This is a genomic window from Nostoc sp. DedQUE07 (assembly GCF_034530975.2).
Classification (GTDB): Bacteria; Cyanobacteriota; Cyanobacteriia; order Cyanobacteriales; family Nostocaceae; genus Nostoc.
This window is the reverse complement of the sequence record NZ_JAVRCC020000034.1, coordinates 16,132-33,004: the sequence shown is the minus strand read 5'-3', so window position 1 is coordinate 33,004 and position 16,873 is coordinate 16,132. Positions and strand designations below refer to the sequence as shown.

General features: G+C 41.3%; 14 protein-coding genes. 6 read left to right on the top strand and 8 right to left on the bottom strand.

All coding sequences use genetic code 11. The annotated features are described in order from the left end of the window. The first annotated feature begins 634 nt into the window (after window positions 1-634). From RMZ95_RS23075 to RMZ95_RS23055, 5 genes are all read left to right on the top strand, one after another. Window positions 635-3,466, top strand: a complete 2,832-nt coding sequence (locus tag RMZ95_RS23075; protein WP_322685150.1) for a family 10 glycosylhydrolase — start codon at window positions 635-637, stop codon at window positions 3,464-3,466. Window positions 3,467-3,966: 500 nt separating this feature from the next. Beyond that, window positions 3,967-4,935 carry a hypothetical protein gene (locus RMZ95_RS23070; protein WP_322685138.1) on the top strand — a complete coding sequence of 323 codons (969 nt, stop codon included), beginning with the start codon at window positions 3,967-3,969 and terminating at the stop codon, window positions 4,933-4,935. 30 nt (window positions 4,936-4,965) lie between these two features. Further along, complete coding sequence (locus RMZ95_RS23065) at window positions 4,966-6,177, top strand: EAL domain-containing response regulator (RefSeq protein WP_322685137.1); 1,212 nt, start codon at window positions 4,966-4,968, stop codon at window positions 6,175-6,177. Window positions 6,178-6,333: 156 nt separating this feature from the next. Further along, a complete protein-coding gene (locus RMZ95_RS23060; protein ID WP_322685149.1) occupies window positions 6,334-7,677 on the top strand; it encodes a sorbosone dehydrogenase family protein in 1,344 nt (447 codons plus the stop codon). Between the two features lie 174 nt (window positions 7,678-7,851). Continuing rightward, a complete protein-coding gene (locus tag RMZ95_RS23055) occupies window positions 7,852-8,259 on the top strand; it encodes a phosphomannose isomerase type II C-terminal cupin domain (protein ID WP_322669909.1) in 408 nt (135 codons plus the stop codon). Between the two features lie 126 nt (window positions 8,260-8,385). Here the strand turns inward: RMZ95_RS23055 and RMZ95_RS23050 are convergent, their stop codons facing one another. The 7 genes from RMZ95_RS23050 to dndE form a co-directional block, all read right to left on the bottom strand. Further along, the gene (locus RMZ95_RS23050) at window positions 8,386-9,144 is read right to left on the bottom strand and encodes a HEAT repeat domain-containing protein (RefSeq protein ID WP_322685136.1); all 759 of its coding nucleotides are present in this window, start codon (window positions 9,142-9,144) and stop codon (window positions 8,386-8,388) included. A 186-nt stretch (window positions 9,145-9,330) separates the two neighbouring features. Next, a complete protein-coding gene (locus tag RMZ95_RS23045; protein WP_322685135.1) occupies window positions 9,331-9,888 on the bottom strand; it encodes a GNAT family N-acetyltransferase in 558 nt (185 codons plus the stop codon). Between the two features lie 21 nt (window positions 9,889-9,909). Beyond that, window positions 9,910-10,098 carry a hypothetical protein gene (locus RMZ95_RS23040; protein WP_322669912.1) on the bottom strand — a complete coding sequence of 63 codons (189 nt, stop codon included), beginning with the start codon at window positions 10,096-10,098 and terminating at the stop codon, window positions 9,910-9,912. A 196-nt stretch (window positions 10,099-10,294) separates the two neighbouring features. Continuing rightward, complete coding sequence (locus tag RMZ95_RS23035; protein WP_322685134.1) at window positions 10,295-10,717, bottom strand: ABC transporter permease; 423 nt, start codon at window positions 10,715-10,717, stop codon at window positions 10,295-10,297. Beyond that, the gene (locus tag RMZ95_RS23030) at window positions 10,702-11,994 is read right to left on the bottom strand and encodes an AmpG family muropeptide MFS transporter (protein ID WP_322685133.1); all 1,293 of its coding nucleotides are present in this window, start codon (window positions 11,992-11,994) and stop codon (window positions 10,702-10,704) included. The genes RMZ95_RS23035 and RMZ95_RS23030 overlap by 16 nt, the downstream gene beginning before the upstream one ends. Window positions 11,995-12,249: 255 nt before the next feature. Continuing rightward, window positions 12,250-13,698, bottom strand: a complete 1,449-nt coding sequence (locus tag RMZ95_RS23025) for a DNA phosphorothioation-associated putative methyltransferase (RefSeq protein ID WP_322685132.1) — start codon at window positions 13,696-13,698, stop codon at window positions 12,250-12,252. 63 nt (window positions 13,699-13,761) lie between these two features. Then, complete coding sequence (gene dndE / locus RMZ95_RS23020) at window positions 13,762-14,148, bottom strand: DNA sulfur modification protein DndE (RefSeq protein ID WP_322669915.1); 387 nt, start codon at window positions 14,146-14,148, stop codon at window positions 13,762-13,764. Between the two features lie 105 nt (window positions 14,149-14,253). Between dndE and RMZ95_RS23015 the strand changes: the two genes are divergently transcribed. Next, window positions 14,254-14,610 carry a four helix bundle protein gene (locus tag RMZ95_RS23015; protein ID WP_322685131.1) on the top strand — a complete coding sequence of 119 codons (357 nt, stop codon included), beginning with the start codon at window positions 14,254-14,256 and terminating at the stop codon, window positions 14,608-14,610. Window positions 14,611-14,624: 14 nt separating this feature from the next. Here the strand turns inward: RMZ95_RS23015 and dndD are convergent, their stop codons facing one another. Further along, on the bottom strand, window positions 14,625-16,610 hold the full coding sequence (gene dndD, locus RMZ95_RS23010; RefSeq protein ID WP_322685130.1) for a DNA sulfur modification protein DndD: 1,986 nt from the start codon (window positions 16,608-16,610) through the stop codon (window positions 14,625-14,627). Window positions 16,611-16,873: the final 263 nt, after the last annotated feature.

Below are 16,873 nucleotides of genomic sequence, written 5' to 3'. Positions count from 1 at the left end.
ATTGTTAGTTTAACTCTGGCGATCGTCAAGAGTAATAATTAGACTTATTGCACAAATACAAAATCTGTCTTCATCCGCCAACCCGTTCTCACAATTTTGGCAAAAAGGGAGCCGAGCCAATTTCAAAGTCCCTCTCCCAAGCTTGGGAGAGAGATTTAGAGTGAGGGCTTTAAAATGCACTAGTATTACTTTTTTAACTCACAAAAATCCTGAAAAATAGATAATCAGAATAAGAGTGGCATTTTTTATTTTAGGTTTAAATGAAAAATCTCTGCTATTGCTCAAAAGCCTATTGGAATTGGTAAACACAAAATTTTCTAAAAAGCTAGTCACCAATGGAATGAAATTCACAATGTAATAGCTAACAATTTCTATAGAATCGCCTGGGCAATTTGAGTATCCATCTTGGCATTTTTTACTGCTTTTGATAGGCTAGATTGATGAAAGTCATTCACTAAGTACTTCTACGAAAAGCTTATAGGAATTATATTTAATTTTTGCAAAGTAAAAAATTAGCTTACTTAAGCCAAGTGAGAATCTCAGTAGACTTACTAGGATAAAGCTCAAGTCCTATATTCTGTACTAATGAATTAAGACTAATAACTAAATTAATTAATAATGAAGTGAGGAGTCACTGGTGAATTATCAGGAAAACCAAAAAGATATAAGTTTAAAAGTTAAAGAAGCTAAAAGATTATTTATTTTAAGTTGTGAAATTGTAGTTTTAAGTTTTTTGAGTATTTTGCCAGCAACGGCAGCGACAGAAGAACCCGTATTAAGCGTAGTGTATGGGCAAGAAAATGTAAATCAATGGAGAGGGATAAGCGATCGCTTACAGACAACAGGAGTGAAATATTGTGTAATTTCCCTAAATGATGTCAAGAGTGGGGCAGATTGGGGCGATCGCCGCGTATTATTTTTGCCAAACGTCGAGACATTAACACCAACTCAAGCGATCGCTCTAGAAGACTGGATGAGTAAGGGAGGGCGTTTGATTGCTAGTGGGCCTGTAGGTAGTTTATCATCGCCAGGAGTACGGCAATTATTGCGATCGCTCTTGGGAGGTTATTGGGGATTCAGCCTTAGTGACACAGAACAGATTCAAGCTGCAAAAACCAGGATTCCAGAATGGGCAAATCAAACTGGACTATTTGGTAAAGTGCGCGGCGGCGTTGTGATTCCTAATGATATGGGCACTGAATCTCCTGTTGTTTGGAATTCCAAAGATAGTCCGGCCGCAGTCGTGACAACTGAGCGTTCCACCTTTTTGGGCTGGCGCTGGGGAACAGATACAGCCTCCGCAGCCGAGTTGGATAATGCCTGGTTAAAAACTACTATCAATCACTATTTAACAGCACTAGCGCCATCAAATCGCACCAAAAAAATACCAGGAGGTTCCCAAAGCTGCTCTACAACTGTTGCAGCTGCGCCCTCAGTGCAGGGGAGCAGAGGGGCAGGGGAGCAGAGGGGCAGGGGAGCAGGAGGGCAGGGGGGTAGTTCATCTCCCTTATCTCCCTCATTGACTCCTCCTAAAACTGCCACTGCTCCTATACCTAGACCTTTGCCTATGGTCAAACCCCCAAGTTCTCAGGAGGCTATTGACCAATTAGAACAAGCAGTGCGTTTGGATGTTGCACCCAACTCCAATGAGCCGATTGATAACAACCAAGCGATCGCTCTCCAGCAAGAACTAGAAAATCTGATTGGTCGCGTGGAAAGCGCTCATTTAGCGGTGTTAGCTGATGCGGCTAATGTTGGCGAAACAATATCTGAGGGTGAGGGAAAACAGTTTTCTAGGAATTTGAACACCCCCCAGTCTGTCAAAGAACAGCCAACACAATTAGCCTCAACCAAACTGGGGGCGTTAGCCATAAGTAAAGACCAAGTGTTAGCACAAGCAAGGCTAATTGCTAAAAATTTACCCCAATTGATTGCTCAAAAAAACTACGCTTTGGCTCGTCAACAGTGGCTGATCGCTAAAACAACTTTGTGGCAGCAGTTTCCTGTCGATCGGAAACTAGCTCAACCAGAAATTCGCGCAGTTTGGTTAGATCGGGGAACAATTGTTCGCGCTGGTAGTAAGGCGGGACTGGCACAGATTTTTGATCGCCTCGCCCAAGCCGGGATTAATACCGTCTTTTTTGAAACTGTTAACGCTGGCTATACAATTTATCCGAGCCAAGTCGCAAAAGAGCAAAACCCATTAATTCGTGGGTGGAACCCACTGGAAGAAGCGGTGAAACTAGCCCATGAGCGAGACATGGAATTACACGCTTGGGTGTGGACTTTTGCTGCTGGCAACCAACGTCATAATGAAATTCTCAACCTTAATCCTAATTATCCAGGGCCAGTACTGGCGGCTCATCCCGATTGGGCAAACTACGATAATCTAGGCAACATGATTCCCGTTGGGCAGACTAAGCCATTCTTCGACCCAGCCAACCCCGAAGTGCGGCAATACTTGCTCAAGCTGTATGAGGAAATTGTCACTAAATATAAGGTGGATGGTTTACAGCTAGACTACATTCGCTACCCTTTCCAAGATCCATCAGCAGGCCGAACTTATGGCTATGGGAAAGCTGCAAGAGCGCAATTTCAGAAACTTACTGGTGTAGATCCAGTGAATATTTCTCCTAGCCAAGCAGATTTGTGGCAAAAATGGACAAAATTTCGCACCGAGCAAGTTGATAGCTTTGTCGCCCAAGTATCACAGCAGTTGCGACAAAAGCAACCGAATTTGATTTTGTCGGTTGCAGTATTTCCTTTGCCAGAACTAGAACGGATTCAGAAAATTCAACAAAATTGGGAAACTTGGGCAAAACGGGGGGATGTAGATTTAATTGTTCCCATGACTTATGCTCTTGATACTTCTCGATTTCAACGACTGGCCCAACCCTGGATTGCCTCTAAACAATTAGGGGCTACCTTGTTGGTGCCGGGAATTCGCTTGCTTTCTTTGCCAACCATCGGGGCATTCGATCAACTCCAGTTGGTAAGAGACTTGCCAGTTAGTGGTTATGCACTATTTGCCGCAGAGAATTTTAACAACGATCTCCAAAAACTCTTTAGTAACACCCAAGGTAGAATTCAATCTACAACAAGTGAACCGATTCCTCTGAGTCAGCCTTTTCAAACTGCCGCCATCCGTTACACCGCGCTACAACGGGAATGGAAATTTGTTTTCCAAAATGACCAACGACCAAGACCATCTCAAAAAATTTCAGATTTTAACAACCAGGCAGAAGTTTTACGCAGTGCTTTAAATCAGCTTGCCGCTTCTCCTTCTGCTAGTAAGTTACTCGTGGCGAGAGCCTCTCTAACTCGGTTCCAGTCACAATTTCGGGTATTGATGAGCCAAGAAATTAAGTCGAATTCCTATCAAGTCAAAGTTTGGGAAAATCGGCTCGTAACTATAGAAAGGCTATTACGTTATGGCGAACGGCGGTTGCAGTTACGTCCTTTGTGAAGAGGCAGAGAAGCGGGGAGACAAGGGGACAAGGGGACAAGGGGACAAGGGGACAAAAGAAAACTCCTAACTCAGCACGGGCTAAACCTTAGCTTTCCGCTAACAGCACTCAAAACTGTTTTGCCCAATGCTCAATACCCAACTAGCTGGATATAAGCTAGTTTGTAATTCTTAACACACTTTTTGTAGTGTTTGTATCCCAAAAATTACTAGTTGTTTAAGGTCAAAATATTGGAAAATACTTAGATAAGCAGCTTTAGATAACTATTATTTGATGATAGCTATCGTGAAAATCTATGCAAGCTTTACCTCAGCTCATCAGCCTACAAAGCTTAGAGTTAAGAATTGACTGTTTGCTCGTAATGGTTGTGTTAAAAACATCACTACTCAAGTAGATGCTATTTCGACAACGGGCTATGCTTACGCACTGATGTAGCACGGGGTAAAAATATCTTGTTTTTTCATCTTCGCAGGTAGTAGGATACTTCACCAAGCATGATATGGTACTGTTTGTAGCTTCTGAAAATAGCTTAAAAACAGCCAATACTCTTGAAGTTATGCATACCTTAATCATGACATTGAACATGTCAGAATTTTCGGAGATAGTCTCAGTGCTATCACGGTTGTGCCAGCATCAGTTGGAACTACTTCAAGTTGTAGATAAGCAACGTAACATTGTCGGTAATATTACTCCTGAAAGCATCTATATCTGTCAAGCACTGGCACAAAAAACAGAGAAAACTAGAGGTAATGCTAGTATTGGTTCCTTGGAGGTAGAACATCAGATTTTCGTTGAGAGACAATTACTCAAGCCCCAATGGTTACTAGTACGCGCTATAGTACGTAAAGCTACGACAAGCAAATACACTCACTTCATTGAACTTTATGAGGGAGATTTGGACTTTTACCGTAAGTCTAATAGGGTCATGCAGACAAAGAAGCCCAAATATCACATAATCATGACTGAAATGTTGAATGATGTGTTGATTATTGGCCAGTTAGAAGTAGGAAAATTAGAGTATAGACCAACATACTTCAATTTGGTTGAATACAGCCGACAATTGCCAGAACAAATACAGATGAATCTGGGCTATCGGCGCTTGATTTTTTTCACCAGTCAATATAAATTTGTAACCTGCTGCATCGATGAAAAACTTTTGACACACATCTGGACTAACTTATTTTCAATTTATATAAAATCTTTCTTTGATGATAGCACTTTCAAGTTGAATTTACTTAGCCAATATAGACAAACCGTATTTGAAATTAAAGATTGGCAAATTTGTATTTTTCAAAAAAACATAGTAGACATTCTTAAATCGTTTTATCGCGCTAGCAATGGTGTTAATATACTAAATGCTAGATTAAAAATGGCAATTTTAAAAGATTGTGGAGATATCTACAAAGTTAAAATACTTAATTATAAAGTTTGTTTTTTTTGTAATAAGTATTGCTGGATGGTGTTGTGAAATAATAAAATATAAATTATGAGGTAAGTTATGCCAAAAATATTAATAATAGAAGATGAAGAAGCAGTCCGGGAAAACATTTTAGATTTGCTAGAAGCTGAGGATTTTGAAACTATTGCTGCGGCTAATGGCAGAATTGGGATAAATTTGGCTATCTCCGAAGTTCCTGATTTAATTCTTTGTGATATGATGATGCCAGAAATTGACGGTTATGGCGTGCTAACAGCATTACGTCAAGAACCATCTACGGCAATAATTCCCTTCATCTTTCTCACTGCCAAATCTGCTAAATCTGACTTCCGCCAAGGTATGGATATGGGTGCAGATGACTATATAACTAAGCCATTCACTCGAGCTGAGTTATTAAGTGCCATTATGAACAGGTTGGAAAAATACGCTACTTTAAAAAGGTATTTATCTTCTCAGACTGTCATTAATAACTTGTCTCCAAAAATACAGTTGTTAGAAATTAGCTTACACCGAGCTATAAAACAACATAATTTTCAAGAATTTGAAATTTATTATCAACCAATAGTCGATATTACATCTGGAAAAATAGTAGGTGCTGAAAGTTTATTACGCTGGCAAAGTCCAGAGTTAGGAATGATTTATCCAACAGAATTTATTCCGTTAGCAGAGTCTACAGGTTTAATTGTTCCAATTGGGAAATGGGTATTAAAAAGGGTATGCGAACAAATTAAAAGCTGGCGTGATGCTGGAATTGATTCATTGATTGTTGCTGTAAATCTGTCAGCTATTGAATTTAATCAGCCAGATTTCATTCATAATATAGTTAATTTTATATCCGTGAATAATATAGAACCACATGACCTAGAACTAGAACTCACTGAAAGTATGATTATGCAAGATGTCAATAGTGCGATCGCTACTATGAGCAAATTGCAATCCTTGGGTATAAAAATTGCGATCGATGATTTTGGTACGGGTTACTCTTCTTTGATTTATCTGAAAAACTTACCAATAAATACATTAAAAATAGATCGTTATTTTATCCATAATGTTGCTAATGATTCGCAAAAGTCAGCCATCGCTAAGGCATTAATTCAGATGGCTCACAATCTCAATTTAGATGTAGTGGCTGAAGGTGTAGAGACAGAACCAGAACTAGGTTTTTTACGCCAATACAAATGTAACTCTATGCAAGGTTTTCTATTTAGTCGTCCCTTACCAGCAGCAGAATTTGAAAATTTTTTGTTCACTAATAAATGTTTGTATGTGTAAACATTGAGCATTGGTCATCGGGAATAGAATCTAGTTACTAGTGCTTTATTTTTGAATTATTAATAGTTGACAACTAAGAAAAATCAAACTTTTGACTGGCGACAATTATTAAGCCTCAGGTCTAGAGTAGGAACATTGTGTATAGTGTCTACCACCATGAAAGTTCCTGCGCGTTTTTTGCTGCCAGTTTTTTTAATGATTTTGGCAGCAGCCTGTAACCAGACTCGCGCTAACTCAGATAATCCCACACCTCAAAAATCCGTACCTTCTGCCCAACTGACACAGAATCCTACACAGCCAAAAAATATTGTCCGTACTGAAGTACTTTCACCTACACCCATCCGAATCAATCTAAAGAATTTACCAGCACCCTTTGCAACCGAAAGCGCCTCGAAGCGGCCTGAAGTTGTGCCTATTCCTCAAAATCCGGTGCTGCGTGTACCACGAGGCTTCACAGTAAATGTCTTTGCTGAAGGTTTAGATGCCCCACGCTGGCTAGCTTTAACCCCCAGGGGTGATGTTTTAGTGACTGAAACCGGGCAAAATCGGATTCGTCTATTGCGTGACAGCAACGGCGATGGTGTCGCTGACGTTCGAGAAACCTTTGCTAGTAGTGATAACGGACTCAATAGACCCTTTGGAATGGCTTTTGCAGGTAATTCCTTTTTTCTGGGAAACACAGATGCTGTAGTGCGTTTTCCCTATACGAAAGAGCAAAACAAAATTACAGGTAAAGGGGAAAAAATTGCCGATTTGCCCGCTCAAGGTTATAACAACCATTGGACGCGCAATGTTGTTGTCTCACCCGATCGCAATAAATTATATATTTCAGTTGGATCGGGAACCAATGTAGATGAAGAACCCCTACCACGGGCTTCGATACAGGTGATGAATTTAGATGGTTCCCAGCAGCAAACTTTTGCTTCCGGCTTACGTAACCCTGTTGGTTTAGACTTTCATCCTGTAACTAAGGAACTTTATACCACTGTTAACGAACGGGATGGAATTGGTGATGATTTGGTGCCAGACTATCTGACACGCGTTAAACAGGGGGCATTTTACGGCTGGCCCTATGCTTATCTAACACCAAACAACCTCGATCCGCGGCAAAAGACGGATAACAAAAGTAAACGTCCTGATTTAGTAGCCCGAACTCAAACGCCAGATGTACTGTTTCAGGCGCACTCCGCAGCATTGGGTTTGCAGTTTTATGATGGTAAAACGTATCCCAAAAAATACCAGAACGGTGCTTTTGCTGCTTTTCGTGGTTCTTGGAATCGCGATCGCGGCACTGGTTATAAAATTGTATTTGTTCCCTTCGATGCTAAAGGGCGATCGCTTGGCTACTACGAAGACTTTCTCACAGGATTTTTGCTAAATCCTTCTGTACCAACCACTTGGGGACGGCCTGTAGGTTTACTGGTGTTGCCAGATGGCAGTTTACTACTAACAGAAGAAGCCAATAATCGGATTTATCGGATTCAGTATACGGGGGAGTGAACAATTCACGCCTTCAAACATTTAAAAATTCACGGATAGAATCTGTTGCCTCAAGTAAAGTTAGAGCAGTTGTCATCAATAGAGACGTTGTTACTGCATCTCCCTACCCAGGTTTATCTCGTTTACGGTAAATTACTGATAAATACTAATACTTATCTGGTTGAGAAATTAATTATGACTCCCAATGAAAATAATACCCAGTCAAATATCAACGAATTGTCTCCACATTCAGGTACACGATATTGGGGTGAGGTAGAGGTAATCGAGGAGGGAGAAACTTATAGAATTAGTCGTGTGGAAATTAAGCCCAGGCACGGAATTAAACCACAAATTCATTATCACCGCAATGAACATTGGGTTGTAGTTTCCGGTGTGGCGAAGGTGACTTGTGGCGATACGGAAATATTACTGAATCGAAACGAATCAACTTATGTCCCGGCTGCAACACTACATAAAGTAGATAATCCTGGGCATATTCCGCTAGTTATTCTGGAAATTCAAAATGGTGAATATTTGGGTGAGGATGATACTGAGCGCCCTTATGACTTAAATTTGGTCAAACCTGTAGCTGAAGGACAGTAAGGGCTGAGTTAGGAGTTAGAAGTTGGGAGTTAGGAGTTAGGAGTTAGGAATTGGAATTCAAGTGATTAATACTCCATGCCCAATGCCCAATGCCCAATGCCCAATGCCCAATGCCCAATGCCCAAATCAAAACCATCCTTCTTGTTCCAAGGTTTCAATTAGCTGTAAGCCACGAGGATCGCCCACTCCTAATAGTGAGGCTTTGGCGTCTTCTCGGACTCCCAAATCTTGATCTTCAGCAAAGGCTTGAATTAGGGCATCGATCGCTGTGGCATAAACTACATTAGAAGGTAATTCGCGGCACAGTTGACCAATTGCCCAAGCACTGTTACTCCGCACTGCTGCCACGGGATCTTGGACTAAGGCTTCGATTAATGGTGGTATTGCGCCTATCACTGCTTCATAACCGACTTCTGCCATTTGTGCTAAGGCGCTAGCAGCCCACAAACGCACTGCGGAAATGTCGGTTCTGAGAGCGTTTGCTAAAGGTGCTAAAGAACGGCGATCGCGACAGTTTCCTAAAGCCCAAACTACACCTTTACGCACATAGCCATTCCAATCACTGTTTAGTTGAGCAATTAACGGACTCACTGCTTCTAAACTGGGATTGCGTCCGATGCCATAAGCTGCACTTACCCGCACCAAGGGACAGGTATCAGTTAACAGGCGAATCAGATGGGGGGTAGCACGGGCATCTTCTATATCACAAAAAGCACGTGCTGCTAACATTCTTTGCTGGGGCTGGGGATTTTCCAGCAAGGCTAGCATCACTTCTGGATCGGGCTTGGCCACAACTGATTCGGCAGTTAGCGGCTCTATTTTATCTAAGGGGCTTTCTAGCTCCTCCTCAATATCCAGTAGGCTTAGATCGTCTTCGTCATACATAATTTGATTTCAATCCCGAAAAGGGATTAACACATAATCCCCCGCGCTAATAAGTTAAAGCTTTATCTTTATATTTATATATATTAGTTGGGTTCTTATACATTTTCCTTTCTTCCTCGTTGAGTTTTATGCAAACGAGAACCTCCATAACTCAGATGCAACAGTATATTATCGCTATCCTTGAGTTTATTTTTCTGCACTCAGGAATTTTACCATCCATAGGGATTGGGTTTGATAGCCTAACTGATTATAAAGATTCAATGCGGGTTTGTTTGATTGAAACACTTGCAGGCCAATTTGGCGATCGCCTCTTTGAATAGCCCAATTTTCCACATATCGCATCAAGGCTGTACCAATACCCCGCCGCCGATGTTCTGGTACAACGTAGAGGATAAAGATGTGAGCATGACGATTCCCATGTACTTGATCTATAGCATTGCCCACCCAAAGGCAGGCGATAGGTGGATGGGGGGCAGAGGGGCAGAGAGGCAAAGGGGCAGAGGAGAGAGATTTTTTATTGCTCCCCTGCTCCCCTGCTCCCCTGCTCCCCTGCTCCCCCTCCTCTTCTACCCACCACAAGGGCGTATCGCTAGAAAAGTATTGCTTAACTGTTTGCTCTAGGTGCGAAAAATCTTCATTGGGAAAGAGATCCTGGTAAGTTCGCTGCATGAATTTGAGCAGCAGCGATCGCTCTAAAAGGGAGCCACGGCGAATAATGTATCCAGGTAATAGTTGCTCAGACACTACTGATATTTATTGACTTAGCTAGATCGCGTTATGTGTTGCTGGAGGTAAATCAGTTGGAGTAGGTTGAGAAGTTACCTGTACCTCTTCAATTGGTGCGGGTGCTGCCATATCGGATGGTAAAAATATCCGGGCGCTGACTGCCACTAGGGCAAAAACAAATACTAGTACTACAAGCAGTGGGGCGATGTATTGACGAAAAATAGCCATATTTTAATTGCAAGAAGCTAGGAACTTTTATGAGAACCTAGCTAAAGATTTGTGAAGTATTCTTGATTGATTTTAGCAATTTTTTGTAGATGGGAATGGGGCATTGGGAATTGGGCATTAGGGATTAATTATTCTTCTCTGCTCCCCTGCTCCCCTGCTCCCCTGCCCCCCTGCTCCCCTGCCTCCCCTGCTTCCCCTACTCCCTCTGGCGATCGCTTTCCAAGTCATCAAGTACTCTTTCGCAGTACCAGTTCTCCGGCATCCCAGGATAAGTTTCCTTTGCCTGTGCAATTAACCGTTCGGCTGCGGCAGTGTCACCAGATAATTTAGCTATTAGCCTGTTTTTGAGATAGCTATCAGATAAACCCTCCTCAACCTGGGTTGGTATCCCTTGATTGATGGTTGATGGAGTTGATGGCCGGGATTGTTCTCTTCGCAATTGCCAAAATAAAACGTAATAAAGCGTACCAAAAATTAAAATTAGGCTGAGTGTTCCAAAAAAAGTTAAGAGGTTAAATGCTAAAAATCCTAGAACTAACTGCGAGAGAACATAGCCAAGTAATAAACCAGTCAGTAAGAGGATGAATGTGCCGACAGCAATAACTACTTGATTCCCCATATATCCTCTTCTTCGTCCTCAAGTCCTGGTCTGGATACTGCCACTGGCTGAGGGTTCCAGGGGGCAAATACTGGCAATAGGAATAGTCCTGGTACAGCGGCGGCGATGGTAATTAAGAAAAATATAGGCCAACCCGTGCTTTGGGCGATCGCGCCTCCAGGGGCCGCCAGAATATCACGACTGACAGCCATTAAGCTGGATAACAAAGCATATTGGGTAGCGGAAAATCGCTGGTTACAAAGACTCATCAAAAAGGCAACAAAGGCTGCTGTCCCCAATCCACCACAAAATTGTTCTACGTTGATGGCAAGTACCATAGCTTGGTAGTTTTGACCGATATATGCTAGAAAAAAGTAAGCTAAATTACTTACTGCTTGTAGAATACCAAAAACCCAAAGCGATCTATTGATGCCAATAGCACTCAAAATTGAACCACCTGCTAAAGCGCCAACAATCGTCGCAATTAACCCCATCCCCACTTGAATTGCCCCAATGTCGGTTTTGGTAAAACCAGTTTGCAGCAAAAAAGGCGTGGTCATATTGCTCAACAAAGCATCGCCTAGCTTGTATAGAGTGATGAATGCAAGCATTAAAATAGCTTTGATAATCCCTTGACGCTGAAAAAATTCCTGAAACGGCAAGATGACAGCATCAGCAAGAGAACTTGGAGGGCTAATTTCCTGGGGTTCTGGTGCGAACAAGGTGGCAAGAATACCAATTATCATCGTTCCAGCCATAAACAAGTAAACCGATGACCAAGGCAGTTTGTCGGCAAGTATCAAGGCTAAAGCACCTGCCACTAACAGGGCAATTCGATAACCTAAGATAAAAACTGCTGCACCAGCCCCCATTTCTAGTTTTTCTAAAACGTCGGTACGGTAGGCATCAGCAGCGATATCTTGAGTTGCACTGATAAAAGCAATGACTATGGCGTTGATGGCTAGTAGCTGTAATGCTTGTTTGGGTTGTTGAAAAGCCATGAATGCGATCGCTATAATCAAAGCAATCTGCGTCAAAATTAACCAACCCCGTCTTCGTCCCAAAATTGGTAAGCTGAATCTGTCTAGGAACGGCGACCACAGAAACTTCAAGGAATAAGGCAAACTAGCAAGGCTAAACCAACCAATAGCGGCTAAGTCTACCTTTTCTACGGTCATCCAAGCTTTTAAGGTATTACCAATTAACAATAATGGTAAACCCGATGAAAAACCTAAAAATAATAAAGCCGCCATCTTGCGACTACCGAAAACTCCCAGCAGCGATTTAATTTTCCTCATATTCTCAACTTTTTGCCTCTTTTGAGGAAATATCAATAAAATCCAACGAGGAAATGTAAAAGCATATCATGTAACTATTACCTATAAAGGTTTGAATTATCCGAGCGGCAGCAGTTCCTTATATAATCCCGATCGGGGATTGAAATTTGCTACAGCTGCTGTGTAATTTATCGCAAATATGACAAACTACCAAGATTTACTTAGGTTAAATACAAATTCAGGATAACCTTATAGGTCAGCGTTTTCTTAACTTTCTTAAATTGAATAAACCTGATGCCCTCTGATTTCGACTCTGTGTGCAGTGAGGCATTTTTCCCAACCTTCACGAGTGCCGATATCGCTTTTACCCTTGAGCAATCCTAATTTCTCTTCTTGTTGGGTGAGTTTAGCAAATTCTTCGTAGCGTGGGTAGTCGCTAGTAACAAATGTTTCCTTTCGGTGCAAAATCGGCGGATTTGCCCTAGTTTCGTAGTCTCGGTGAGTGATGAATAGGGTTTTTAAGTCAATACCTATGCTGGCTTTTAACGCCGGGTGGGGATTAGTATCGAAGTCGGGGTAAAACAGGTAGGATATTTGCGGCTTATCAGTGTGATATTTTATTAATGTAGCCCCATCTACACGCCCAATGGTGCGGCTAGCGCAGCCTTCACAAATTCGTAGCAAGGGATCGAGTGCTGCTAATGCTGAAACATGGACGTAAAGCGCACCGCGCGTATGTTTACCAATTTTGCTTTTTTCGCAAGCAGTTTGAATTACTCCAGATTTACCCAAGCTGAAAAGCTTTTGGTCGGCTACAAGGCACGCTTCCTCGTAGCTACTAAAAAAGGCTTTGATATCGTGACGCATTTCTGGAGCTAGTTTTTGCCATGCGGGACGTTTATCAAAGTGAGTCAGGGCGAGATAAACTTGGATATCCAGAGAACGACGATAAGCGATCGCATCCCATTCAGCCTCATCAGTAGCTTGCAAAACTACACCGAATGCACGGCGAAAGTTACCAAATTCCCTCAGTAATTCTTGCTCATTTTCCAATTCGCCTTTCACAGGTAGTCTACCGCGCTTGGTAAAAAAAGCCATGAGTGGTTGCAGCTGTTCTTGATAATCTTCAAACCGCTTAGTGGGGATGCGGACTCGCGGTGTAGAAGTGGTAGAAAAGAAGCGGATAGCTTTGTAACTTTCTTTTTCCGCTTCATCTCGAAAAACAAAATAGACTCCTAGTGCGATCGGTACTGCATCAACATTTAAAACTTCATCAATATAAGTTTTGAGTTCTTGTTGTTCGTAATATTTCTGGAAAGTATTGCGGCGCGTCACAATGCCATCATTGTAAGCAAGTTGGGTTTTGCTGGGAGCGTTAATCAGTATTTGAGCCGCGACAATTAAAACTTTCCCGGTGAGTTCCCAAGCTTGGATTAGGCTTTGACGGCGTTCCTCTGAGTCTTCAATGACGTTGAGGACATAGCCCAAGTTGACCACATCGGCGGGGGTGCGTGGGACATCGGGATAGTAGTAAGGGTCCCAGCCTGTACTGGTGTAGCCTAAGTTTTTAACTCGTTGGACATCACCACCATAGCCGCAACCGTAATCAAAAAAAGTGGTGTCTGGATTCAGGATTGCCCATTCTATTGCCAATCGCACAGGGCGAGATAAATCAGTGCGAGCGATCGCAGCTCTATGACGCTCGATTTCTAGCGTTTCAGGCATAATACTAATTCGTAATTCGTAATTCGTAATTCGTAATTAAGACAGTTAGCAGCTAATATTCTTTCAAGGTTTAACAGCCAGTTCAATTAAATCTTCAATTTTCTTGATATTTGGATCGCCTGCTAAGTAGCCAATTCCGCGATGCAAATGTAACCGAAATTGGGTAGCAAGGGTTTCTTTGTCAATAGAATAACCGTCATTATGACAGCGTTGCTTGAGGGCGAGGAGGAGTATATCAGACATTTCGCCACCAAAAACGCGCCAACTCATTTCGACATTACTATCCTGGGGAATTGGGACGGGGGAGGGTGTGGTTGCTTCTGCGAGGGAACGACAAAACGCCCAACGGCATAGGATATTCCATTGATCGATTTTGGTGCTGCGCTTAAGTTTGGTAAGTTGGTCTTTGGCTGTTTGAGACAGTTTTATTCTTTCGATTGGGGATTCCATAATAATTCGTAATTCGTAATTCGTAATTCGTAATTTATTTAGACTAATACTGTAATTTTTATTTTAGATGGGGAAAACATAGATATTAAGATTTAAAAGAGAAATATGGTAACTAATAGTAGCATTACTGACAGGACAAGAAGTTTTGCGGTAAGAATTGTTAAAGCTTGTTGCTTTTTAGATGAAAAACCTGGAGTTTATCGAATTGTCTCTAAACAATTACTTCGTTCCGGTACTTCCATTGGTGCAAATGTTCGAGAAGCACAGTCTGCCCAATCTAATAGAGATTTTATCAATAAATTACAAATTGCTTTGAAAGAAGCAAGAGAAACACAATACTGGTTGGAAATATTAATTGAATCCGAACTAGTGGATAGACAAAAATTTCAACTACTTCTCCAAGAGGCAAACGAAATTGGCAAAATTCTAGTTGCTTCCACCAAACGACTCAAAGGTAAATAATTACGAATTACGAATTACCAAAAGTAGCCTGATTGGATAGTTGTTTGACGGGTGGACGAGTCGTATTTGAGGAGATATTCGCGGGCGATCGCTTCATTTTCTCGCAGTGTTTCTACTTCTTTCTTGCCAATCTCAGTATCCGTAGATAACAAAATCACTTGATGGCTAGCAGATGGAAAGTAACGTTCAACTAAGTTGCTGCGATGAGAGGAGTCAAGTCTACCTAGCGGCGTATCGATTGCTACTGGTAGGCGGTGTCCAGAGACTTTGGCTAAACCCCAGAGGAATGCGATCGCTAGTAATTGTTTTTCACCAGCAGAGAGGCGATGTTTAGGGACAGGTTTACCATTTAAATCGTAAAGCAAAAGGCTGAAAGTCTTAGTATCAATGGTAATCCGATGCACTAAATCTGATTTATGCAGGAGATAAAGGAAGCAGTTTTTAACTTCCTCCTCTAATTTATTGAGTTTTCGCAGAGTTAATTTTTCCCGAAAAATCTTGAGTGTGTTTTGAACTTTTGCTGCTGAGGTAATAATATGTTCGCTATTTTTATGTTTAATATTTTCTACAGTATAATCACTTAATTCTTTCTTGGATTTGGCTATAATAGTTTCTAACTCAGCTAAACAGCGGCGGATTGTTTCGTAATTTGCTTTAGCTTCAACAACTTGATTTTGTGCCGTTTCTAGTGCTTGACGCAGCTTTGTATAATCTTCTGGTGCTGCTGCTGTTTGCACTTGTCTTTCTAGAGTATGAATTTCTTCTTCTTTATTTTTGAGAATACCTAATTTCTCTTTTGCAGAAAGTTTAGAATTTTGTAAGTGATATATGAGATTATCTAGCTGACTTAAGCTTTCATCATCAGCTAATAGCCAAGGTGCTTCTATTTGGATAGTCTTGGCATATAAATTATCTACATCTTGGACTAGAAAAGATTGAATTTTTTCAACTTGAATCGGAGAAATTTCCCCTTGATTTAGCCAAGCGAGTAAGCGCTGATCTCGCTCAATTAACAAATCTTTAGAAATTTCTACCTGTTGATGGCGAAATTCCTTTTCTCCCTGTGCTTGCACCTGATTAAGCAAATTGGGAATTAATGCCAGAGGTAAAACATCAGCCGCCAATTCACACATCGATTGACGTACTTGTTCGATTTCCGCAGTTTTTGCATCCTGTTGTAGTTCTAGTTGATTGCGTTCTGCGGCAATCTTCCCACCTTCATAAATGAATTTATCAAAGGCTTCTTGCTGCTTTTGTTCTAAATCTTCTACCTGATTTTTGAGAGTTTCTAACTTTTCTTCTGTTGTTTGATAATCTTCTTGCTGTTGGGTTAACCTAGTTTCAATTTCCTCTAGGTTTGCTAAATCTTTACTATTACCAACTTCTTTAAGTTTACGGTTAACCAAGATATCTAAATCAACTGCTAAACGATCTGCTAATTCTAAACCTAAAAGTCCGCGTATCGCATCTACTACAACTGGTGGTGGTGTTTCCTGTTCTGCGAGTTCTTTAACTTGTTCACCATCAAAGAGAAATAAGTTAGAAATACCTAATGGCAGGAGATTTTCAATATATTCATCCCAAATATTAACTAAAGCATCAGGCCAGGTATCACTGTCACCTAAAATACCTAATGTATCTTTCCCGTCTTTAGGATTTTTTGTCCAACTACGCACAACACGGTATTTTATTGGTTTATCGTTTTCAATATGTTCAAAAAGTAATTCAATCCGGGTGTCTGCAATTGGATCTACTTTGTTGTTGACACATTGATTGAGAAAATCGCTATAACTTAAATTCCCACGGGTAGAACATTGGGCGCGGGGGCCATAAAGAGCGAGACGAATGGCATCCATAAGGGTAGTTTTTCCGCCGCCATTCATCCCACCTAATAAGATAATTGGGTGTGAGGTTTCCTCATCAATTTTTGGGTTAAGGTTGATTACTTGTTTTCCACTATAGGGGCCAAAGTTTTGTAATACGAGTTCAAGAAATATCATTGATTTTTAAGAGTGTGTTTGAAAAGTTATATGGTGTGATTTTTTACCCCCCTTAATCCCCCCGATATATTGGGGGGAAACAAGAAAATCAAGTTCCCTCCCCTTTATAAGGGGAGGGTTAGGGTGGGGTAAAATATTTGATAAATCAATCACGACTTTTAAAACATCCTAAGATTAACATGAGTTCGACGGCGATCGCAGAAGCAGAAACTTTGCGATCAAAGGAATCAGATAAAATTAATTAGATGGTTTTGTCTGATGCA